The organism is Saccharopolyspora sp. NPDC000995 (assembly GCF_053599315.1).
This window is the reverse complement of record NZ_JBSFLZ010000013.1, coordinates 1-20,387: the sequence shown is the minus strand read 5'-3', so window position 1 is coordinate 20,387 and position 20,387 is coordinate 1. Positions and strand designations below refer to the sequence as shown.

At 68.9% G+C, this 20,387-nt stretch carries 22 protein-coding genes and 1 pseudogene; 15 read left to right on the top strand and 8 right to left on the bottom strand.

Going from position 1 to position 20,387, the window contains the following annotated elements; all coding sequences use genetic code 11:
* Positions 1 to 153 precede the first annotated feature (153 nt).
* Positions 154 to 1,743, top strand: coding sequence for an AAA family ATPase (locus tag ACWDKQ_RS07190; protein WP_450137862.1), 1,590 nt, complete (start codon positions 154 to 156; stop codon positions 1,741 to 1,743).
* A gap of 42 nt (positions 1,744 to 1,785) precedes the next feature.
* Here the strand turns inward: ACWDKQ_RS07190 and ACWDKQ_RS07185 are convergent, their stop codons facing one another.
* Both ACWDKQ_RS07185 and ACWDKQ_RS07180 read right to left on the bottom strand, forming a co-directional pair.
* Positions 1,786 to 1,977 (bottom strand): hypothetical protein, encoded by a 192-nt coding sequence (locus ACWDKQ_RS07185; RefSeq protein ID WP_450137861.1) that lies wholly within the window; start codon positions 1,975 to 1,977, stop codon positions 1,786 to 1,788.
* 218 nt (positions 1,978 to 2,195) lie between these two features.
* Positions 2,196 to 2,420, bottom strand: a complete 225-nt coding sequence (locus ACWDKQ_RS07180) for a BldC family transcriptional regulator (protein WP_450137860.1) — start codon at positions 2,418 to 2,420, stop codon at positions 2,196 to 2,198.
* A 174-nt stretch (positions 2,421 to 2,594) separates the two neighbouring features.
* Between ACWDKQ_RS07180 and ACWDKQ_RS07175 the strand changes: the two genes are divergently transcribed.
* Genes ACWDKQ_RS07175 through ACWDKQ_RS07165 form a run of 3 tightly spaced genes read left to right on the top strand, consistent with a single transcriptional unit; the run spans position 2,595 to position 4,609 of the window.
* A complete protein-coding gene (locus ACWDKQ_RS07175) occupies positions 2,595 to 2,909 on the top strand; it encodes a DUF4229 domain-containing protein (protein WP_450137859.1) in 315 nt (104 codons plus the stop codon).
* Entirely contained in the window at positions 2,906 to 4,009 is a 1,104-nt protein-coding gene (locus tag ACWDKQ_RS07170; RefSeq protein WP_450137858.1) for a PLP-dependent cysteine synthase family protein, read from the top strand. Before ACWDKQ_RS07175 ends, ACWDKQ_RS07170 begins: the two co-directional genes overlap by 4 nt.
* Positions 4,010 to 4,042: 33 nt before the next feature.
* On the top strand, positions 4,043 to 4,609 hold the full coding sequence (locus tag ACWDKQ_RS07165) for a DUF3558 family protein (RefSeq protein ID WP_450137857.1): 567 nt from the start codon (positions 4,043 to 4,045) through the stop codon (positions 4,607 to 4,609).
* A 125-nt stretch (positions 4,610 to 4,734) separates the two neighbouring features.
* Here ACWDKQ_RS07165 and ACWDKQ_RS07160 read toward each other — a convergent pair whose 3' ends face one another.
* The 3 genes from ACWDKQ_RS07160 to ACWDKQ_RS07150 all read right to left on the bottom strand — a co-directional run bounded on the left by ACWDKQ_RS07160 (position 4,735) and on the right by ACWDKQ_RS07150 (position 8,059).
* Entirely contained in the window at positions 4,735 to 5,607 is an 873-nt protein-coding gene (locus tag ACWDKQ_RS07160) for a 1,4-dihydroxy-2-naphthoate polyprenyltransferase (protein ID WP_450137856.1), read from the bottom strand.
* Positions 5,608 to 5,662: 55 nt separating this feature from the next.
* Positions 5,663 to 6,853: an o-succinylbenzoate--CoA ligase gene (menE, locus tag ACWDKQ_RS07155; protein ID WP_450137855.1), complete on the bottom strand. Its 1,191-nt coding sequence runs from the start codon at positions 6,851 to 6,853 to the stop codon at positions 5,663 to 5,665.
* Between the two features lie 282 nt (positions 6,854 to 7,135).
* Positions 7,136 to 8,059, bottom strand: a complete 924-nt coding sequence (locus ACWDKQ_RS07150; protein ID WP_450137854.1) for a 1,4-dihydroxy-2-naphthoyl-CoA synthase — start codon at positions 8,057 to 8,059, stop codon at positions 7,136 to 7,138.
* A 134-nt stretch (positions 8,060 to 8,193) separates the two neighbouring features.
* Here ACWDKQ_RS07150 and menD point away from each other — a divergent pair, with 134 nt between their 5' ends.
* Together menD and ACWDKQ_RS07140 are read left to right on the top strand one after the other, a co-directional pair.
* Positions 8,194 to 9,864 carry a 2-succinyl-5-enolpyruvyl-6-hydroxy-3-cyclohexene-1-carboxylic-acid synthase gene (gene menD, locus ACWDKQ_RS07145; protein ID WP_450137853.1) on the top strand — a complete coding sequence of 557 codons (1,671 nt, stop codon included), beginning with the start codon at positions 8,194 to 8,196 and terminating at the stop codon, positions 9,862 to 9,864.
* A 530-nt stretch (positions 9,865 to 10,394) separates the two neighbouring features.
* Positions 10,395 to 11,894, top strand: coding sequence for a M1 family metallopeptidase (locus tag ACWDKQ_RS07140; RefSeq protein WP_450137852.1), 1,500 nt, complete (start codon positions 10,395 to 10,397; stop codon positions 11,892 to 11,894).
* Between the two features lie 13 nt (positions 11,895 to 11,907).
* On the opposite strand, the gene ACWDKQ_RS07135 is transcribed toward ACWDKQ_RS07140, so the two are convergent.
* Complete coding sequence (locus tag ACWDKQ_RS07135; protein ID WP_450137851.1) at positions 11,908 to 13,131, bottom strand: isochorismate synthase; 1,224 nt, start codon at positions 13,129 to 13,131, stop codon at positions 11,908 to 11,910.
* Between the two features lie 166 nt (positions 13,132 to 13,297).
* Between ACWDKQ_RS07135 and ACWDKQ_RS07130 the strand changes: the two genes are divergently transcribed.
* From ACWDKQ_RS07130 to ACWDKQ_RS07120, 3 genes are all read left to right on the top strand, one after another.
* Positions 13,298 to 13,795: a DUF3592 domain-containing protein gene (locus ACWDKQ_RS07130; protein ID WP_450137850.1), complete on the top strand. Its 498-nt coding sequence runs from the start codon at positions 13,298 to 13,300 to the stop codon at positions 13,793 to 13,795.
* 175 nt (positions 13,796 to 13,970) lie between these two features.
* Positions 13,971 to 14,846, top strand: a complete 876-nt coding sequence (paaC, locus tag ACWDKQ_RS07125) for a 1,2-phenylacetyl-CoA epoxidase subunit PaaC (protein WP_450137849.1) — start codon at positions 13,971 to 13,973, stop codon at positions 14,844 to 14,846.
* Between the two features lie 205 nt (positions 14,847 to 15,051).
* Positions 15,052 to 15,636 carry a hypothetical protein gene (locus ACWDKQ_RS07120; protein WP_450137848.1) on the top strand — a complete coding sequence of 195 codons (585 nt, stop codon included), beginning with the start codon at positions 15,052 to 15,054 and terminating at the stop codon, positions 15,634 to 15,636.
* A 3-nt stretch (positions 15,637 to 15,639) separates the two neighbouring features.
* Here the strand turns inward: ACWDKQ_RS07120 and ACWDKQ_RS07115 are convergent, their stop codons facing one another.
* Positions 15,640 to 16,500, bottom strand: a complete 861-nt coding sequence (locus ACWDKQ_RS07115; protein ID WP_450137847.1) for an inositol monophosphatase family protein — start codon at positions 16,498 to 16,500, stop codon at positions 15,640 to 15,642.
* A gap of 177 nt (positions 16,501 to 16,677) precedes the next feature.
* Here ACWDKQ_RS07115 and ACWDKQ_RS07110 point away from each other — a divergent pair, with 177 nt between their 5' ends.
* The 3 genes from ACWDKQ_RS07110 (at position 16,678) to ACWDKQ_RS07100 (ending at position 19,137) form a co-directional block, all read left to right on the top strand.
* A complete protein-coding gene (locus ACWDKQ_RS07110) occupies positions 16,678 to 17,802 on the top strand; it encodes a glycosyltransferase family 4 protein (RefSeq protein ID WP_450137846.1) in 1,125 nt (374 codons plus the stop codon).
* A 408-nt stretch (positions 17,803 to 18,210) separates the two neighbouring features.
* Positions 18,211 to 18,354 carry a hypothetical protein gene (locus ACWDKQ_RS07105; protein ID WP_450137845.1) on the top strand — a complete coding sequence of 48 codons (144 nt, stop codon included), beginning with the start codon at positions 18,211 to 18,213 and terminating at the stop codon, positions 18,352 to 18,354.
* A 93-nt stretch (positions 18,355 to 18,447) separates the two neighbouring features.
* Entirely contained in the window at positions 18,448 to 19,137 is a 690-nt protein-coding gene (locus ACWDKQ_RS07100) for a demethylmenaquinone methyltransferase (protein ID WP_450137844.1), read from the top strand.
* A 72-nt stretch (positions 19,138 to 19,209) separates the two neighbouring features.
* Here ACWDKQ_RS07100 and ACWDKQ_RS07095 read toward each other — a convergent pair whose 3' ends face one another.
* Complete coding sequence (locus tag ACWDKQ_RS07095) at positions 19,210 to 19,407, bottom strand: hypothetical protein (RefSeq protein ID WP_450137843.1); 198 nt, start codon at positions 19,405 to 19,407, stop codon at positions 19,210 to 19,212.
* A gap of 57 nt (positions 19,408 to 19,464) precedes the next feature.
* On the opposite strand from ACWDKQ_RS07095, the gene ACWDKQ_RS07090 reads away from it, so the two are divergent.
* The 3 genes and pseudogenes from ACWDKQ_RS07090 (at position 19,465) to ACWDKQ_RS07080 (ending at position 20,209) form a co-directional block, all read left to right on the top strand.
* On the top strand, positions 19,465 to 19,812 hold the full coding sequence (locus tag ACWDKQ_RS07090) for a hypothetical protein (RefSeq protein ID WP_450137842.1): 348 nt from the start codon (positions 19,465 to 19,467) through the stop codon (positions 19,810 to 19,812).
* A pseudogene (locus ACWDKQ_RS07085) lies at positions 19,812 to 19,874 on the top strand (hypothetical protein); the annotation flags it as partial. The gene ACWDKQ_RS07090 and the pseudogene ACWDKQ_RS07085, both read left to right, overlap by 1 nt.
* A 32-nt stretch (positions 19,875 to 19,906) precedes the next feature.
* A complete protein-coding gene (locus ACWDKQ_RS07080) occupies positions 19,907 to 20,209 on the top strand; it encodes an AtuA-related protein (RefSeq protein WP_450137841.1) in 303 nt (100 codons plus the stop codon).
* Positions 20,210 to 20,387: the final 178 nt, after the last annotated feature.

Genomic DNA, 20,387 nt, shown 5'->3' with positions numbered 1-20,387 from the left:
AGTTCGGTCTCCCCGCGCGGCGACCGTCGGCGGAAATGACCTGCCACCCCCGGTGACTTGTGGGTATATCTGGGACTACCGTGCCTTGCGGAGACGGGGAGATCTCGGTTCGGTCCGGCAGGGCCCGACTCAATTGTTGGAGGGAAGGCAACGGTGACCGGTCAGTACGAAGAGCCCGTAGCGCGGCGCGAGACGGGTACCGCCTCGACGCAGGCCGACGGTGCGGTCGCCGAGCCGCAAACCACGGGCGACGGCGCCGCGTCGGCTCCGGACGGTCCGCATGTCGAGCCAACGACGTCTCCGGGGCAACCGCAGCACACGGCCGCCGGGCACCTGACACCGTCGTACGTGGCCCCGTCGCAACCCGAGCAGTCCGGCGCATACTCGACGGCCGACGCGCCGCAGCCGTACTACCCGGGCGGTGCACCGAGCGGCTCCGCAGCCCCGCCGCAATACGCCGATCCGAACCAGTCCGGCCCGCAGCAGTTCCCGCCGGGGCCAGCCGCCGGTCCGCAGCAGCAGCCGAACACCTCGGGTGCGCACCCGTCGCCCGGAGCGCAGTCGGGGCCCTACTCGGTTTCCGGTGGACCCTCCGGGCCATTTCCGCCAGTTTCCGGAGGGCAGTCCGGACCGTACGCGCCGGTGTCAGGCGGGCAGTCCGGACCGAATCCGACCGCGGGTGAGCAGCCCTTCCCCGTGCACCCGTACGCGCCGCAGAACCCGCAGGGCGGGCCGCAACCGGGCCCGCAGCAGTCGTTTTCGTCATACCCCCAGGCTGCCCCGCCCGGTGGTGCCGGGGATCAGCCATTCGGTCAGGACCTCTCGTCCGCTCAGCTGCTCCGGCCGACCAAACGGTCACCCCAGTCGGGTTGGCGCAAGGCCGTCTACCTGGCCAGCGGCAAGACCATGAACCTCGGCGAGGGGCCGGCCGATCGGCAGCGCCGCGAGCTGATCGCCCGGATCAACCAGCCGCTGCAGGGCTGCTACAAGATCGCGATGCTGAGCCTCAAGGGCGGTGTCGGCAAGACCACGACCACCGCGACGCTCGGCTCCACCTTCTCGTCGCTGCGCGGCGACCGGGTGATCGCCGTCGACGCGAACCCGGACCGTGGCACGCTGAGTCAGAAGATCCCACTGGAAACCACTGCGACCGTGCGGCACCTGCTGCGCGACGCGCACCGGATCCGCAAGTACAGCGACGTCCGTTCCTACACCTCGCAAGGGCCGAGCCGACTGGAGATCCTCGCCAGCGAACAGGATCCGGCCGTTTCCGAAGCCTTCAGCGAAGACGACTACCGGCGCACCGTCACGCTGCTGGAGCACTTCTACAACGTGGTGTTGACCGACTGCGGCACCGGCCTGATGCACTCCGCGATGAAGGGCGTGCTGGACCTGGCGGACTCGCTGATCATCGTGTCGTCCAGCTCGATCGACGGGGCGCGCAGCGCTTCGGCCACATTGGACTGGCTGGACGCGCACGGCTACGGCGACCTGGTGTCCCGGTCCGTCGCGGTGATCAACTCGGTGCGCCCGGCGTCCGGCAAGGTCGACGTGGACAAGTTGGCCGCGCATTTCGGGGCTCGCTGCCGCGCGGTTTCGAGGGTCCCGTTCGACCCGCACCTGGAAGAAGGCGCGGAAGTGGAGCTGGATCGGCTCGACGCGCCCACCAGGATGGCGCTGCTGGAACTGGCCGCGATCGTGGCCGACGACTTCCCGCACGCCTCCGGCCGTAACCGGGGCTGATGGCGCGTTGTGTGGGCGCTGCCGCCCACACCGGCGGCGCGCTCAGTCGTCCTCTCCGGATCGCGGCTTGCGCTGCTCGTCGCCGAGCCGGCGTAGGAACTCGGGGTCGTCGTCCGGAGCGATGGGGGCCTGCCGGGGGCGTCGCCCTGCCACCCCAGTCACCTGGGGGCCGAAGGCCTTCCACATCAGCACGACGACGGTGAGCGCGCCGATCGCTGCCAGGACGTAGATCATCGTGGCCACCTCCAACTGTTCCGCTTCGAGATTAGCCAATCCCGGGTGCGGTTGTCGTCGTCGCAGGTGGCACTGCCGATGGCGGATCCAGGTGGCGCCTCGCGTGGTGGGCGAGGCGCCACCTGGATCGGCGGTCGCCGGGACCGCCGGCGATCTTCAGATCTTCGGTGGCGGGGTGCTCTCCGGCGTCCGAGGCGCCGGGTCGCACCGATCGCCGCTCAGGCCGATCGGTTGACGTCGTTGGTCAGCTCGGCCAGCAGGGCGCGCACCTCGGACTCGCGGAAGCGGCGGTGGCCGCCGGGGGTCCGGATGGAGCCGATCCGGCCGGCGGTCGCCCACCGGGTCACGGTCTTGGGATCGACCCGGAAGAGCGCCGCGACCTCACCGGGGGTGAGGAGCTGCTCCTGACCGTTCTGGCGAGGCTGCTGGGTCGTCGCGGTCACAGGTGACCTCCACGTTGCGAGTAGTGGGTTTTCGGGCATTCCGGTCGCATCCTGGCACCTCGATGGTCAGGTACTCGAACATTTGGGTTTAGGTAAAGGGAAGGTAAGGGACGAAAACGGCGCTTCGGGCGGGGCCGCACTGGGTGCGGTTCTGTTTGCTCTAACCTGGATGACGTGCAGGAACAGCAAGGAGTCGGAACCGCGAACCAGGGCTCGAAGCCGAACCTCGTGCGCGACATCGTGCTCTACACCGCCGCCAGGCTTGGAATGGTGGCTGCGGTGGCCGCGGTGTTGATGCTGGTGCACGTCCCCGCCCTGGTCGCGCTCGCGGTCTCCGTAGTGGTCGTGATGCCGTTGTCGATGCTCGTGTTCGGTCCGCTGCGCCGCAGGGTCGCGGTCGGCATGGCGGAACGTGCGGCCGAACGCCGGGAGCATCGAGAAGAGCTCCGCGCGCAGCTGCGCGGCGAGAGAACCTCGGAAGCCCAGTGACCGACAACGCCCAAATCGACCGTTCCTGCGCCCGAACGCGCAGCTGGACCAGCGAAGCGGTCCGCATCATTGAGGCGGACGCGAACCGTAGCGCGGACACCCACCTGCTGCGCTTTCCGCTGCCCGCAGAGTGGGGCGTCGATCTTTACCTCAAGGATGAGTCAACACATCCGACTGGTTCGCTCAAGCACCGGTTGGCCAGATCGCTGTTCCTGTACGCGATCTGCAACGGTTGGGTGACGGAAAACACACCGGTCATCGAGGCGTCGTCGGGCTCCACGGCGGTTTCCGAGGCCTACTTCGCTCGCCTGCTGGGGTTGCCGTTCATTGCCGTGATGCCCCGATCTACCAGCCGCGAGAAGGTGTCGCTCATCGAGTGGCAGGGCGGCCGCTGCCACTTCGTGGACGAGCCGGGCGCGATCTACACCGAGTCCCGCAGGTTGGCCACCGAGCTCGGCGGCCACTTCATGGACCAGTTCACGAACGCCGAGCGGGCCACCGACTGGCGTGGCAACAACAACATCGCCGAGTCGATCTTCGAGCAGCTCGCGCTGGAACCGCACGCCGAACCGGCTTGGGTGGTGGTCGGTGCGGGCACCGGCGGCACCAGCGCGACGATCGGGCGCTATCTGCGCTACCGCAGGCACAACACGCAACTGGCCGTGGTGGACCCCGAGCACTCGGTGTTCTTCGACGCCTGGCGGGACGGCGACCCGACGCGCACCAGCGACTCCGGGTCGCTGATCGAAGGCATCGGGCGGCCGCGGGTGGAGCCGTCGTTCGTCGGGCAGGCGATCGACCGGATGATCAAGGTGCCGGACGCGGCATCGATCGCCACGATCCGCTGGGTCGAAAAAATTCTGGGGCGGCGCGTCGGTGGCTCCACCGGGACAAGCCTGTGGGGCGTGTTCAGCCTGGTGTCGGAGATGATCCGGCAGGGCCGCAGCGGCAGCATCGTGACGCTGCTCTGCGACGGCGGGGAGCGCTACACGCACACTTATTTCGACGACGAATGGGTTGCCGAGCGCGGCCTGGACCTGACCGTGCCGGCCAAGATCCTGGACCACTTCCACGCCACCGGCGAGTTCCGGGCAGACTGAGCGCGGAGCCCACGCAGGAAGGTTGGTGTGTCGGTGAGGCGTTGGGGTTGGCTTTCCGCGGTCGCACTGCTCGCAATGGCGGCCGGTTGCACACCCGGCGAGCAGACTCCGCCGACCGCCGCGCCGACGAGTCAGACCACTTCCGCGGCGGAGTCCACGACGGAATCCGCGGCGCCGTCGATCACCCGGAGCGTCCCGCCCGAACAGCGGAAACGGCTGGCAGACCTGCCTGCCGACCAGCTCTGCGGACTGGTCGACCAGGACGAGCTGAGCGCGCTGGCGTTCCCGGTGCAAAGCGGTGCTTCGCGGGAGGTCGGGTTCGATCCGCCGGTGCGCGGCTGCACCTTCCAGGCCCGTTCCGGTGGGCGTTCCGTGGTGATCGGCGTCCAACCCGAAGGTTTTGCGAAGCTCGGCCGCGACGAGGTGGATCTGGGCACCGTCCGCGGGACGCGGACCATGCACGCGAACGACTGCACTGTCTTCGCCGGTGTAGCGGGCGCAACGCTGCAGGTCGCTGTGACGGCGAGCGATGTGGGTACCGACCAGTGCGAGAAAGCCCAGCACATCGCGCAATACGTGCTTGCCGCCGTCGTGGTGTGACCGGGTTTCGGAGCGTGTGTCTCCGTTGGACGTGCGGAAATGCCGACCACGGCTGGATGACGATCGCGCGCATCGCTGCGAGGACTTGAGTGTGCCCTGCTTCGTCGGGCGGGGCACATCCGCAATCAGCCGAAGGCCACGGCGAGGGCGGTGAGGATCGACCAGGCCAGCATGGCGAAGCCGGTGTCGCGCAGCGCCGGGATCAAGGCGCGTCCCTGCGAGCCGCCGACCACCGCGCGCAGTGAAACGATGAGCAGCGGCAGCGCGAGGAACCCGAGCAGCGCCCAGGAATTGCGCAGCCCGATCAGGACAGTGATCAGGAACGGGATGAGTGTCAGCGCGACGTAGAGCGTGCGGGTGTCGCGGTCGCCCAGCATCACCGCGAGGGTGCGCTTGCCGGTGACCCGATCGGACGGGATGTCGCGGAGGTTGTTGGCGACCAGGACCGCGCTGGACAGCGAGCCGATGCCCACCGCGGCGCCGATGCCGGAGCCGGAGATCGTGTCGGCCTGCACGTACATGGTGCCCAGGACGGCGACCAGGCCGAAGAAGACGAACACGGCGATCTCGCCGAGGCCCGCGTAGCCGTAGGGGCGCTTGCCGCCGGTGTAGTACCAGGCCCCGGCGATGCAGAGCCCGCCGATGGCCAGCAGCCACCATTGTCCACTTAGGACCACTGCGCCTAGGCCGGCGACCGCCGCGAGTCCGAAGCAGGCCCAGGCCGCCATGCGCACCGCGGTCGGCCTCGCCGAACCCGAGCCGACGAGACGGAACGGCCCGACCCGGTCGTCGTCGGTGCCGCGGATCCCGTCGGAATAGTCGTTGGCGAAGTTCACCCCGATGATCAGCAGCATGGAGACGATGAGCGCTAGAACCGCGGTCACGGGGTCGAACTTGTCGATCCCCGCCGCTGCGCCGGTGCCGGCGAGCACTGGTGCGATCGCATTCGGGAAGGTGCGGATGCGAGCGCCTTCGATCCATTGAGCGACAGTCGCCATGGAAGCCATCTTCGCGCACCCGTGAGGGCCGTCGGCGAGAGCCTCCCTGCCGGAGTCAGGGATCGAGCTGGGCTGCCAACGCGCGTCGGTCCGGCTTTCCGGGCCCACGCAGCGGCAACTCCGCGAGGAAAGCGACGCGCTTCGGCGTGGCGGCCGCACCGAGGCGCTCGCGGACCGCGGCGCGGAGGGCGACCGGAGCCGGCGGATCAGCCGGGTCCGCTGGCACGACCGCCGCGACCACTGCCTGGCCCCATTCCTGGTCCGGCACGCCGAGCACGCATGCCTCGCGGACCCCGTCCTGCTCGGTGAGGACCCGCTCGACCGCCAGCGGCGCGACGTTCACCCCGCCGGTGACGATCATGTCGTCGGTGCGGCCCAGCACCTCCAGCCGGTCGCCCCGCCAGCGGCCCAGGTCGCCGGTGCTGAACCAGCCGTCGGTGAACGCCACCGCGTCCGGCTGGTGCCGATAACCCCTGGCCAGCATCGGTCCGGCCAGGCGGATCGGCCCGGTCTCGCCGTCGATGTGGACCTTCGCGACGTCCAGCGGCTGCCCGTCGTAAACGCAGCCGCCCGAGGTCTCGCTCATCCCGTACGTCGTGGTGACGCCGATTCCGCAGTCCCGGGTCCGCCGCAGCAAGGCTGGTGGGGTGGCCGCGCCGCCGAGCAGCACCGCGTCGAATTTCCGCAGCGTGACAAGGGCATCGCCGCCCGCGTCGAGCAGCCGGGACAGCTGGGTGGGCACCAGGGCCGTGTAGTGCGGGCCGTCCGCTGCGAGCACCTGGCTGGCGGCCTCGGTGAACCGGTCGGGGCGGAACCCGGCGGAGGTGTCGATGGCGTGCGGGCTGGTTCCCGCCAGCAGTGCCCGGACCAGGACCTGGATGCCCGCGACGTGGTGCGCGGGCATCGCCAGCAGCCAGTGGCCGGGGCCGTCGAGGCGGCGGTGGGTGGCTTCGGCGGAGGCGCGCAGAGCCGATGTCGGGAGCAGCACGCCCTTTGGCGTGCCGGTGGAGCCTGAAGTGGCGATGACCAGCGCGGTTGGGTCGTCGGGGTGGTCTTCGGCATCGGCCAGCGGCGAGCCGTCGGCGAGGGCTGCGACGAGCCGCTGAGCTTCCTCCGCGTTTCCTGCGGCGACTGGCAGCAGGGCCGGGCCGTCGCCGTCCAGTGCCCGCGTCAACGCAGGTAGCACGTCCAAAGCGCCAGTTCCGGGCGGTACGGAAAGCGGCTGCAGGTCGCGGGCTTTCGGCATCTGCCCATTGTCGGCGAGCGGCGGCCCCGCAGGCTGCCCCACCGCGGCGAGAACTTCGACACTCGATCACCTGTTCTAGCGATCAAGTGTTCGAATTTTTGGCCGATGAAATTGGTACGCGCTTGGAAGGAGCCGACAATGATGGTTTTGATCGTGCTGGTGTGCCCGGCCGACCTGCTGGTGGACCTCTTCTTAGGCCGATGGCCGGCAGGGGATGGCGGGAAGGACCGGTTCCATGCCGGGAAAAGCGGTGCGAGCCCGCGCGGAACCGATCCCGACGACTCAGAAGTACCAGGGGTAGGCGGACCAGTCCGGGGTCCGCTTCTGCAGGAACGAGTCGCGCCCTTCGACGGCTTCGTCGGTCATGTAGGCGAGGCGGGTGGTCTCACCGGCGAACAGCTGCTGGCCGACCAGCCCGTCGTCGATGGCATTGAAGGCGTACTTGAGCATGCGCTGCGCAGTCGGCGACTTGCCGTTGATCTCGCGGGACCACTGCAGCGCGGTGGCCTCCAGTTCGTCGTGCGGGACGACGAGGTTGACCATGCCCATCTGGTGAGCCTGCTCGGCGGTGTAGGGGCGCCCGAGGAAGAAGATCTCCCGGGCGAACTTCTGGCCTACCTGGCGGGCGAGGTAGGCCGAGCCGAAGCCGCCGTCGAAGCTGCCGACGTCGGCGTCGGTCTGCTTGAAGCGGGCGTGCTCGGCGCTGGCGATGGTGAGATCGCACACGACGTGCAGGCTGTGCCCGCCGCCGGCGGCCCAGCCCGGTACGACCGCGATGACGATCTTCGGCATGAACCGGATCAGTCGCTGCACTTCGAGGATATGCAGCCGCCCGGCGCGGGCCGGGTCGACCGACTCGGCGGTCTCGCCGTCGGCGTACTGGTACCCGGAACGACCGCGGATCCGCTGATCGCCGCCGGAGCAGAAGGCCCAGCCGCCGTCCTTGGTGGACGGGCCGTTTCCGGTGATCAGCACGCAGCCGACGTCGCTGGTCATGCGTGCGTGGTCCAGGGCTCGGTACAGCTCGTCGACGGTGTGCGGGCGGAAGGCGTTGCGGACGTCCGGGCGGTCGAACGCGATGCGCACGGTGCCTTTCCCGGGGCGGTCCTCGACGCAGCGGTGATACGTGATGTCGGTGAAGTCGAAGCCCGCCACGGGCTCCCACGAAGCCGGATCGAACAGCTCAGAGACACGGGGATTCTGCACACCTGGGACAATAGGCGCAGCAAGCGCTCGGGACGGGGGCCTCCCCGCGGCAAACCGGCGCTTGCGGGGACGACGGCGAGGGGGCCATGGCTCCCTCGGCCGACGTTCGCCAAGCGATGTTCAGAGGTGATCGGTTGAATCCGTCCACGGCCCAGGCTGAGGTCATCGTCGACGAGCTCGTCCGCAACAGGGTGCGGCAGGTGGTGCTCTCCCCGGGATCACGCAACGCACCTCTGTCTTACGCGCTGCACCGAGCCGCGCACGCAGCGCGGTTGCGGCTGCACGTACGCATCGACGAGCGCAGCGCGGGTTTTCTCGCGTTGGGGTTGGCCGCGCGAACGCAGTCGCCGGTGGTGGTCGTCTGCACATCGGGTACTGCCGCGACGAATCTGCACCCGGCGGTGAGTGAGGCATACCACTCGGGTGTCCCGCTGATCGTGCTGACCGCGGATCGCCCGCCGGAGTTGCGCGCAGCGGGTGCCAACCAGACCATCGATCAGCACCGGCTGTTCGGTGCCGAGGTCCGGATGTTCGACGAGCTCGCGGTCGCCGAGAGCCGCCCGGGGCAGAACGCGTACTGGCGAAGCCAGGTGTGTCGCGCCTGGCACGCCGCGGCCGATGGCACGCGGGGCGGCCCGGTGCACCTGAACATCCCGTTCCGGGAGCCGCTGGTGCCCGACGGCGACGACCAGTGGTGCGAGCCGCTGACCGGACGCCCGGGTGACGCCCGGTGGACGGAGGTCTCCCAACGAGGCTGCGCGCCGAGTGAACTGTCGCAAGTGCGCGCTCGACGCGGCCTCGTGCTGGTCGCCGACTGGGGTGTCGAGAGCGCCAACCAGTGGGGCGATCGTCATGGCTGGCCGGTGCTGTCCGAGTCCGGCGGTGTGGGCTTAGGCGGCTCAGCCGCGATCAGCACCGGGATGTGGCTGCTGAACCTGCCCGAGTTCATGCGGGAGCACCGGCCAGAACAGGTGTTGTGCGTCGGCCGCCCGACAGTGTTCCGGCAGGTCCAGCGATTGCTGGCGGATACCGACGTGGAAGTGCTGCTCGCGCACGGCGGGGTGGACTGGGCTGCTCCGGCGCACAACTTGCGGGAGGTCGCGGCGACCTTCGGTGCCGCGCAGGTACACGCCGATCCCGGCTGGCTCACCGAGTGGCAGCACGCCGACCAGAAGGCGTCCGAGGCGCTGCAAGCGGCTCTTGACCTGGAGCGTTGGCCGAGCGGCGCCGCCGTGGCGCGCGAGGTCGTGGACATGTTGCCCGAGCACGCCCTGCTTGTCTTGGGTTCGTCGAACCCGAGCCGCGACGTGGCGTTGACCGCACGCCAACGGCCCGATGTGGTCGTGCACCGCAACCGGGGTGTGGCTGGAATCGACGGCACGGTGTCGACGGCGATCGGCGCCGCGATCGCGCACGGCAGCCCGGCCTACGCGCTCATGGGTGACCTGACTTTCCTGCACGACAGCAACGGCCTGATGCTCGGACCGTACGAACAGCGGCCCGATCTGACGATCGTGGTGTTGAACGACGACGGCGGCGGCATCTTCGCCCTGCTGGAGCAGGGAAGCCCCGAGCACCGGGAGGCCTTCGAGCGGGTCTTCGCGACACCGCACGGAACCGACATCGGCAAGCTCTGCGCGGCGCACAGCGTCGAGCACGTGCTTGTACGGGAGCGTGCCGAGTTCACCGCTGCCCTGCAGTGGCGGCCGGGATTGCGGGTCGTCGAGGTGCGGGCGGATCGCGCCAAACTGCGCGCTGTGCACCAGCGGTTGCTGACTGCGGTTCGGTCTGCCCTGGTCGGTTGACGGCTCGATATGCCCGCCTGCCTGCGAGATGTCGTGACTGGGTGGGTGGTGGCGATCTGGCGGAGCCGTGGCGATGGCGCCGGATCTCCTGCCGTAGCGAGCCTTTGAGCTCCTCGTGAACCACCGGTGTCCGCAAGGCGCCACCATGTTGATCATGAACGCGCTGGGGTGAGTCTCCCTGCTCCGTCGATGGTGTCCAATGTCGTTTCAAGGACGAAGGCCGGATCGACTCCCCAAACAGCCAACTAGCGCGGTCTTTTCGGCTGTGCCGGGTTGATCTCAACGTTCGGGAATTCCCCGGTGGGTGGCGTCACACGTTAGTTTGGCGTCGTCGGTGCGCCGATGTCGCTCGAAAGGTTCTTGTTTCTCCGCAGATCGGGGTGGTCGTGCGGGCAGCCTCCGGTGTTTTCGGTGCCTGCGTTCGCGGTTTCCCGCTGCACAGTGGGAAAAACGGTGATCCGAAAACATGCCTAGTAGATAGGATCTTCCCTACTCTCCTACCGGACCAAGAAGTTCGGAGGAGGTGGCAGGTGTTTCGACGACACGGCCTGCGAGCCACGGCAGCGGCGTGCTGCACGACGGCTTTGCTCGCCACACCGGCGTTGGCCGGCAGCGACGGACCGGGGGCGCCGGGCGCGGGCGACGACTACTTCCCGGGTTACGGCAACGGTGGGTACGACGTCTCCCACTACGACATCCGGGTGCGTTACCAGCCAGCGGACGATCATCTTCAGGGCACCACGACGATCGTCGCGAAACCGACGCAGAACCTGACCGCGTTCAACCTGGACTTCGCGCTGACCACCAAGTCGGTGCTGGTCAACGGGGCGCCTGCGCAGTTCTCGCAGGCCGGCACGGAACTGACGGTGACGCCGCCGGTGACGTTGCCCGAGGGAAGCCTCGCGACCTTCGTCGTCGACTACGAGGGCGTGCCGTCGACGGTCGAGGTGGACGGCCTCAAGCCGTGGGTCCGCACTTCCGACGGTGCGCTCGCGGTCGGCGAACCGGAGATCGCGGCCTGGTGGTTCCCGAGCAACGACCACCCCAGGGACAAGGCGACCTTCGACGTCTCGGTCGCTGTGCCGGACGGCACCGAGGTGGTGTCCAACGGCGTGAACACCAAGAACTCCAGCCTGGCGGGCTGGACGACCTGGCAGTGGCGCACGACGAAGCCGACCGCCACCTACCTGGCGTTCATCGGCGTCGGGCAGTACGTGATCAGCACCAAGACCGGTGCGTTCGGGCAGCCGTTCGTCAGCGCGTACTCCGCCAACCTCGGAGAGTTCGAGGGAGCGGCGAAGGCCAGCATCGAACGAACCCCGGAGGTCGTGGAGTTCCTGAGCGGGTTGCTCGGCGAGTACCCGTTCGAGGCGCAGGGCGGACTTGTCTCATCCGAGGGGATGAGCTTCGCCCTGGAGAACCAGACCCGGCCGACCTACAGCCACAAGTTCTTCCGGAACGGTGCCAACACCTCAGTGGTGGTGCACGAGAACGCGCACCAGTGGTTCGGCGATTCGGTGTCGGTGGACACCTGGCGCAACATCTGGCTGAACGAGGGCTTCGCGTCCTACGCGGAGTGGCTCTGGTCGGAGAAGCAGGGCACTGGCACCGCACAGGAACTCTTCGACTACTACTACGGGCTGTACCCGGCCGATGACCCGTTCTGGCAGGTCCTGCCGGGTGATCCCGGTGCGGGGGCCGTGTTCGACAACGCGGTGTACGACCGCGGCGCGATGACCGTGCAAGCCTTGCGCAACGTGGTCGGAGATGCGGTCCTGCAGGACATCGTCCGGACCTGGGTGTCGGAGAAGCGCTACTCCACCGGCACGATCGAGGAGTTCATCGCGCTCGCCGAGCAGCGCTCCGGCAAGCAGCTAGGCGAGCTGTTCAACACCTGGTTGTTCACCAAAGGCAAGCCGCCGGTCGGCGAAGTGACCGGGGTACCGCCGCGTGCGAACCACGTCATGGTGGCGCCGCCGAAGGCCGTGGCGGAGCTCGACCGCACGCACGCCCTGCTGCACGAGCACTAGTAAGCGGTTCGCGCTAGCGGACGCCTTCGAGGGCCTCGCGGATCGGGAGCAGCTTCGCTTCCGCTTCCGCGACCTCGAGGTCGGGATCGGAATCGGGGACGATTCCGCACCCCGCGAACAGCCGCACCTTGCCCCCGCCACGCCAGGCCTCGACGCCGGGCGTGGCGGTCGCTTCAACTTGGGCGCAGCGGAGGGCTATGGCGAACTCGCCGTTGCTGCTGCCGTCCAGCCAGCCGACCGGGCCCGCGTAGCGCCCCCGGTCCATCCCTTCCAGCTCGCCGATCGTCAGCACCGCGTCATCGGTCGGTGTCCCCCCGACTGCAGCCGTGGGGTGCACCGCGGCGACCATGCGCAGCAGCGTTGCGGGGCCGGTGGTCGCGTTGCTTTCGCTGAGCTTGCCCTCGACGTTCGTCGCGAGGTGCAGGACGTTGCGCAGCTGGAGGACCTCTGGCTCGTTCGACATGGTGAGATCACTGCAGAAGGGGCGGAGTCGCACCGCCAACGACTCCGCCGCGTAGGCGTGTTCGCTTCGGTTCTTGGCGGACGCCAGCAGTTCGGCCGCGAGCTGTTGCGGGGTGTGCCCCTCGCGGGGCCAGACCGTGCCGGCGAGCACCTGGGATCGCACTTCGTATCCCATGCGTTCGAGTAGCAGCTCCGGGGTGGCGCCGACGAGACCGTCCACCGCGAACGTCCAGCAGGTCGGGTACCGGGCGGCGAGGTTGTGCAGTAGGTACCGCACATCGAGCGGTTCCGAGGTGCTGGCCAGCAGGTCGTGGGAGAGCACGATCTTGTCGAGATCGCCTGTTTCCCGCATGCGGCGTACCGCCTCGGCCACGGCCTGGCGGTAACCGGTCGCTGAGAGTTGCCCGTCGCTGTAGGACACCGTGCCGGGCGGGTGCATGGGCTCGGGCTGCTGCGGCTCGGTGGAGCCGTCGCCGATCGTGGTGATCCAGCGCACCCCGTCGCGTTGTTGCCCGATGACGACCTCGGGGACGATCAGCACCGAATCCCCGGGCTCGTCGGCGAAGGCCAGGCTGGCGAACGCCACCGGTCCGCAGCCGGGCAGCCCCACCGAGTCTTCGATCTCGAATTGGTGACAAAGCTCTCGCCACCAGGCGTCGGCCTGGCTGAAGCGGTCCCGACCGGAAACATCGAGGCGGGCCGCGCAGCCCCAGCCGACGAGCCCGGAGCCGTCGCGGACCCAGCTGAGCACGCCGTCTGCGGGAAGCAACTCCAACAGGGGACGGTCGTATCGGGGGTCGCCTGGTTCGAGCCGTCGGGTTCGAGCCTTCAGCAGCCGGGGTGTAGTCGCCACTCCTGGAGGGTATGCGCCGCCTCCGAAGCGGTGGGCAGCACCGAAGGCCTGCGACTCGCCGATGGCGGGATGCCTACAATCGGTCACCGTGGCGAGCGAAGCGGTGGCGCAGAACGCGGCCGACTCGGTGAGCGGTTCCAGCACGGACGGTGACCAGCCGGTGGCGGTGCAGACCCGTCGCCGGGGGCGGACGCGAGCCGCCCGGGGCGTGCTTGTGCTCGGGCTGCTGCTGACCGTGATGGGGCTGTCCGTCATCGGGGCGTGCTTCATCAACGATCGGACAATCGAGGAGTCCAAGGGCGAAGCGGTGGCCGAGGTGGTGGACACCTCGCTGACCCGGACCGTGGTGCGCTTCAACACCGACGAGGGCCGCGTATACATCCCGCCGAACGGCGTGCTGTACCCCGCGGACCTGCAGGCTGGCCAGCTGGTCCGGGTCGAGTACGACTCGCGGAACCCCGATCTGGTCCGCGTTGCCGGGCGCAACGCGGTCTTGTCGCTGCTGCCGGTGTCCAGTTCGCTCGCCGTGGTGTGGGCGGTTCTGCTGCCGGTGTACTGGCTGCTGCGGCGGCCGACTGCGCGATGAGTAGTTGTGCCCTTGTACCGCTGATCAGGCTTCCCTAACTCGGTCGGGTGGTGTGACACTGGATTCCCACCGGAAGGGGGCTGGCGGCGGGTTCACATGACCGACGTGGACCCGGGGGTGGGGGTAGCGGTCCATCCGTTCCGGTCGGCCGCCGACTCGCGTCTGCGAGGTCGCCATGAACATGCCTGAAGTGCAGTCGGGTGCGTCGGATGTGCACCAGTGGGTGCTCGGCGCTCCTTCGATGTCTACTGTGGATCGATCGGTTCCGGATGGCGTGGCCACTTCGGACCTCTCGCAGTACTGCCTAATGCTCGGCGACGATGCGCTGATCTTGTCGCACCGGTTGTTCGAGTGGGGAATTCGCGCCCCGGAACTGGAAGAGGCTGCCGCGATCGGCGCGATCGCACTTGACCTGTTGGGGCAGGCCAGGATCCTCCTGCACCGCGCGGGCGAGGTGGAAGGTGCGGTGCGGGACGAGGACAGCCTCGCGTACCTGCGGACGGCCGAGGAATTCCGCAATGTCCGCATGGTCGAGATCGACTGCGGGCCCGGCCAGGTCGGGGATTTCTCGGCGACAGTCGCGCGGCTGCTGCTGTTCGCCGCATGGAGGGTCGCGGTGTTCGAACGGCTGGCGCGGAGCCGGGACGCGGTGCTGGCCACCTTGGCGGCGCGGTCGCTCGCGGGACTGACGCGGCACCGGGACCACGCCGCCCAGTGGGTGATCCGCCTCGGCGATGGCGGCACCAGTTCGTCCCGGCTCATGGCGGCCGGGTTCCAGCGGGTGTGGCCGATGACCGGCGAGCTTTTCGTCCCGCACCCGGTCGAGGCGCGCTTGGCGGGCACCGGCTGCGGGGTGGATCCGGCCGACGTGCGCGGCGACGTGAGCGGCGTGCTCGACGAGGTGTTCTCGGTGGCACGCCTGGAACGGCCGGATCCTACGGAGTTCGGTGAGTTCGTCCGACCCGGCGGCCGGGACGGGGTGCACACCGGTGGGCTGGAGTTCCTGCTCGCCGAGATGCAGTACCTGGCAAGATCCGCCGCACAGCCGTGATCAGCCGGGCCGAACGGGCGAGAGTCGCGGCACACGCGATCAGATTGAGTACTTTCCCCCAAGAACTTCGGGGCCCGGCGGGCGCAAAGTGATTCCTGGGGGGCGCTCGGGAACTTCGGTCCGGTCGACATCGTCGGATCGGTGTCCACGGGCGGGACACCGGTTTCGAATGCCTCTGCGGCCAAGTGGAAGGACACAACTCGACATGGACGGAATCTGGGTGCAAGTTCTGGTCGCGCTGATCTCCGGGGCGTGCGGGGCAGGAGTGATGTTGGCCGTTGTCTGCGCCCGGGAAGTGAGAACCGCGTCCGCCGCTGCGCCCCCTGCTGCGCCGCCCGTTCTGGCTCCGTGGCCCTTGCCTGACAAGTGGTTGCACGAGGTCCAGCGCTGCGAGCAGGCGGTGTACCGATCCGCCCGCGCCGTCGACGCGGTGTCCTCCACGCAGGCCCGCCACCAGTTGCAGACAGTCGTTCGGCGGATGGACGCGGAATTGCCGAACATTCGCGCGCTTTCCGAGTTGAGGCGAGGTCTAGCGGGCAGCGAGCCGCCGGGCGACGCGGTTGTGCGCCGGGTGCAGAGCCAGCTCGACGACGCCGCGACAAGGTTCAGCATGGTCACCGATCACCTGTTGGAGACGGTCGTGGAGCTGGTCGCAGCACCCGATCTCAGCCGGGTCCACGAGCAGGTGACGGTGCTGCGTGAGCAGTTCCCGCTGCTGCGGCCGATGTCGGCCGTGTTCGGTCCGAAGCCAGGTTTGGCTCCGGCCCGGACACTGGTTCGGGCCGCCTGAGGGTCAGTTCGGCCCGGTCGCCTGCCGCCACCAGTCGTGCACGTCGGCGGCCACGTCGGGGGCGGCCACCAGCAGCCCGTCCAGCGGGAGAGCGGTTGCGTTGCCACGGCGGTCCAGCACGGTGGCACCGGCTTCGGTGGCCAACGCGAGCGCTCCGGCGACGTCCCATTCCTGATAGGAGTCCAGCACCGCCGCGACCGCGTGGCCGAGGGCGACCTGGGTGATCGCCAGCGTCGGGGAGCCCAGTAATCGAACCCCGACCTGGGCGCTCGCGGCATTGGTGATGAACCGGTCCATGCCGTGCCACGGCCCGTCCTTGGTCAGTTCCGTGCACACGATTCCGCCCCGTGCCTCGCCCGGGACGGGCAACCGCACCGGCGTGCCGTTGGCGCGCATGCCGCGGCCGCGCGCCGCGGCGTAGATCTGCGTGCGGTAGGGGTCAGCGACCACCCCCACCACCGGGCCGTGCTCGTCGAGCATGGCGAGGCTGTAGGCGCACCAGGGCAGGCCCGCGACGTAGTTGGCGGTGCCGTCGACCGGGTCGACCGACCAGCGGAATCTCGCCGAACCGGCGCGGGCGGCCCAGTGCTCGGCGATCGTGGTGGGCGCGGCGTCGAATTCCTCGCCGAACACCGGGATTCCGGGGAATTCGTCGGCGAGGATCCGCCGGGTGTGGCGTTCCAGGGTGCGGCCGGTGTCGGTGACCCAGTCGAATGGCGACTCGGTGGGCTCGGGGCGCGCCCCCCGGCCCGCAGTCGCGATGATCACGTCTGCGGCGTCGTTCGCGAGTCGGCCAGCGACCTCGAACGCCCGCGACACCAGGGCGGGATCGATCTGCGCGAGCGTGGAAGGCAGGACCGTCATGCCGTCCCAGGCTCCGTGCGGTGGGTGACCGGAGCGCAACACTTAGGTGACCGGTTGTGGATGGGCAGGTCACGATTGTGCGCCGCCTGGCGAGTTGGCGCGGTCTTCGGTTGACGTTGGCGATGTTGTCACTTTGCGGTCGACTGTTCGCCGGGCCGGGGCGTCACGGTTTTCGGCGTGCGCATAGCGATCGTGACCGAGAGCTTCCTGCCGCAGATTAACGGGGTGACGAATTCCGTGCTCCGGGTGCTGGAGCACTTGCGCCGTCGGGGCGACGCGGCACTGGTGATTGCCCCAGGAGCAGGGCCGGAGGAGTACGCGGGCTTCCCGGTGATCCGGCTGCCCGCAGTGGATCTGCCGCTGGTTTCGTCGTTGCCGATCGGCTTCCCGACGCGGCGGTTGCTGCGCGGGTTGCAGGAATTCCGCCCGGATGTCGTGCACCTCGCGTCGCCGTTCATCGTCGGGGCGCGCGGCCTGGCCGCCGCGAGGCGGCTCGGTGTCCCGACCGTCGCGGTGTACCAGACCGACGTCGCGGGCTTCGCAGAGTCGTACGGCTTGGGCCTGACCGCGCGAGCCGCGTGGCGCTGGATCCGCCGCCTGCACGGGGCCGCCGACCGGACGCTCGCGCCGTCGACTTGGGCCGTGGACATACTGCTGGAGCGAGGCGTTCCGCGGGTGCACCGGTGGGGGCGTGGTGTGGACACAACGCGTTTCTCGCCGCAGCACCGGGATTCGGGCCTGTGCGGCGAGTTGGCGCCGAACGGCGAGTTGCTCGTCGGGTACGTGGGGCGGTTGGCTCCGGAGAAACACATCGAGAGGCTGGCGGCGCTGGCCGGGATGCCGGGCGTGCGGCTTGTCGTCGTGGGTGACGGGCCTGAACGCCAGAGCCTTGGTGCGGCGTTACCGGGTGCGGTGTTCCTGGGGCAGCGGACCGGGGATGAGCTGGCGCGGATCTACGCGAGCCTCGACGTTTTCGTGCACACCGGGCCGCATGAGACGTTCTGCCAGGCTGTGCAGGAGGCAATGGCTTCGGGCGTCCCGGTCATCGCCCCGGACGCGGGCGGCCCCCGGGATCTCGTCGATCACGGTCGCACCGGTTATCTCTTGCCAGCGGACGATCCCGCTGTGCACGCGAATGCCCTGCACGCCGCTGTCACGGCGTTGCGCGACCCGGCGCTGCGGGAGAGGTTCGGCGAAGCGGCGCGGGTAGCTGTCGCCGGGCGGACCTGGCCCGCGCTGTGCCAACAGCTGATCGGACACTACGCCGAGGTGATGGCGCGCGTGGAGTTGTTGGCCGCTTGACCCCTTCGCGCTGCGCGGCGGATCTTGCGGGCGTTACGGCTTCGTGGGCCCCTGCGGTGTCGGTAGCGGGGATTAGCGGCTGCGCCGCTTCAAACACCAGATCAGGCGACTTCGGAACAGCTATCGATGCTCACCGGATCGATCCCTGGAACCACATGCGCCTCGATCAGGAGAACTTGCTTCCCCAGCAAGGAAAAATTCGTTGTGCTGGAACACTTCTCCCGCTCATCATGGGCCCCGTGGTCTTGGCGCGGCGAGTGATGGACAGCGAGCTGACCGCTTTGCGGGAGGCGAGGCTGCGCGCACTCACGGCCGGCCCGGATGCGTTCGGATCCACTTTGGACCGTCAGCGGCGGAGCCGATGGAGTTCTGGCGGGAGCGGCTCGCCCGCAGCCCGTGGTTCCTGGCTTGGTCCGGGAGGCGGCGGTGGGGGTGGTCGCGGTGCTGGCTTGGACCCCGGCGGAGTACCAGCTCGAAGCGATGTGGGTCGCCCCCGAGTGGCGCGGCAATGGCGTTGCGAATCCACTTGCCACCCACCGGCCCGAAGTGTGATCCGGGGGCGACCGATGAGGAACGTGACTTCCGCGATGCGGAATCGGCGGGCGTGATGGTGATCTCGCCGGTCCCGGAACGTACGCTTCGGTTGTGTCTAGGGCCGGTTTGGACAAGAACCCCCGTGAGGTCGCCGCGATGTTCGACGGCGTCGCGCGCAGGTACGACCTGACCAACACGGTGCTGGCCTTCGGGCAGGACCGGCGGTGGCGGGAGGTGACCCGGCGGGCCCTGGCGCCCAAGCCCGGCGAGCGGGTGCTGGACCTGGCGGCGGGCAGCGGCGTGTCGACGGTGGAGTTCGCTCGCTCCGGCGCGTGGTGCGTGGCCGCGGACTTCTCGCTGGGCATGCTGTCGGTCGGTCGGCACCGAGGGGTGCCGATGGTGGCGGCGGACGCGCTCCGGCTGCCGTTCGCCGACGGCGTCTTCGACGCCGCGACTATCTCGTTCGGGCTGCGGAACCTGGCAGATACGGCCGCGGGCCTGCGAGAGATGCTCAGGGTGGTGCGCCCAGGAGGTCGGCTGGTGGTGTGCGAGTTCTCGACCCCCACCTGGCAGCCGTTCCGGACGATCTACCTGAATTACCTGATGCGGGCGCTGCCGCCGATCGCCCGCGCGGTGTCGTCGAACCCGGACGCCTACGTCTACCTCGCGGAGTCCATCCGCGAGTGGCCGGAGCAGCGCGAATTGGCGGAGCTGATCGCCGAGTCCGGCTGGACCGGCGTGCAGTGGCGCAACCTCACCAGCGGCGTCGTGGCGGTCCACCGCGCGGTCAAGCCTTCCTGACCTCGCATTACGTCAAGGACAGCGAAGCGATCGCCGCTGCGGCGCACAACAGCCCCGACAGCTGTGTGCGGGTCATGCTTTCGCCGAGCAGCAGTAGCGCCAGTACGACGGCACGGCAGAGTAGCGGGCCGCGAGCACGACGGCGACGACGATCATCTGCGCCTGGAAGTACTCTTCCTGCTGGCCTTCCTGGCGGCGCTGCTGGTCAACCGGCCGACCTGGTCGGCGCAGCCGGAGTCGGCAGTGGGCGATGTCATGCAGCAACAGCACCGTCGACCTGCAACACGGGTCACCCGGGTGTGATCAACGCGATGGCTGAGAGCACTCGTGTCGGTCGTCCCGGACTCCGCCGCCGATCTGTTGCCGGTGGCCACCGCGATCACCAGCATGCCGTTGCGCCTGGTGTTCACCCCGGACGCGTTCTACTACGGCGTGGTCCCGGTGCTCGCGGAGACGACGTCCGCGCTCGGCGGTGACCCGGCCGCAATCGGACGTGCCGCGATCCTCGCCAAGATGACGACCGGTTTCCCGCTCAGCCCGCTTACCGCCTCGACGTTCATCCTGCTCGGGATGGGCAAGGTCGGCTTCGGTGACCACCAGCGGTTCATCTTCGGGTGGGCGTTCGGCACGACACTGGTGATGACCGCGGTCGCACTGGTCACGGGGATGCTGTGATGCGCATCGGGAGCGGAACCGGATTCGCCGGGGACCGGATCGAACCGGCGGTAAACCTTGCGGCGCGGGCCGAGCTGGACGTTTTGGTCCTGGAATGCCTGGCGGAACGCAGGGCCGGGGACAAGGGCGACACCTCGACGCTGTCGCTGTTCCCCTACTGGGACGAGGACTTGACCTGCTGGTCCGGGAGGTCTCGGCTGACCGGGTTCGCGCGCACCTCGCCGACCACATCCGAGGCGAGGTGCTGCGCTACGAACTCCCGGACCTGTGCGCCCTGCAGTTCACCTGCCGCCAAGCCCTAGACGGTGGGGTGACGACCTCCCTCGCCCTCGACACCCACGGCAAAGCACTCAGCTCCCGGATCCTGCCACTGGACCTCCGGCGGCCGGATGGATAGGGATTTCCGCAGGTGAATGGCCGTGAGTCTTTTGGGGTCCGATAGCCGTCCAAAAGACTCACGGCCCCTCGCCGACGCTTAAAGGGGGGTGGTTGTCGGGGGTGTTTCGGGGCCGTGTAACTTATTCCAAGTCAGCGCGACACGGGCCGGGAAAACCGGGCCGGGCCTGATGCGGGTC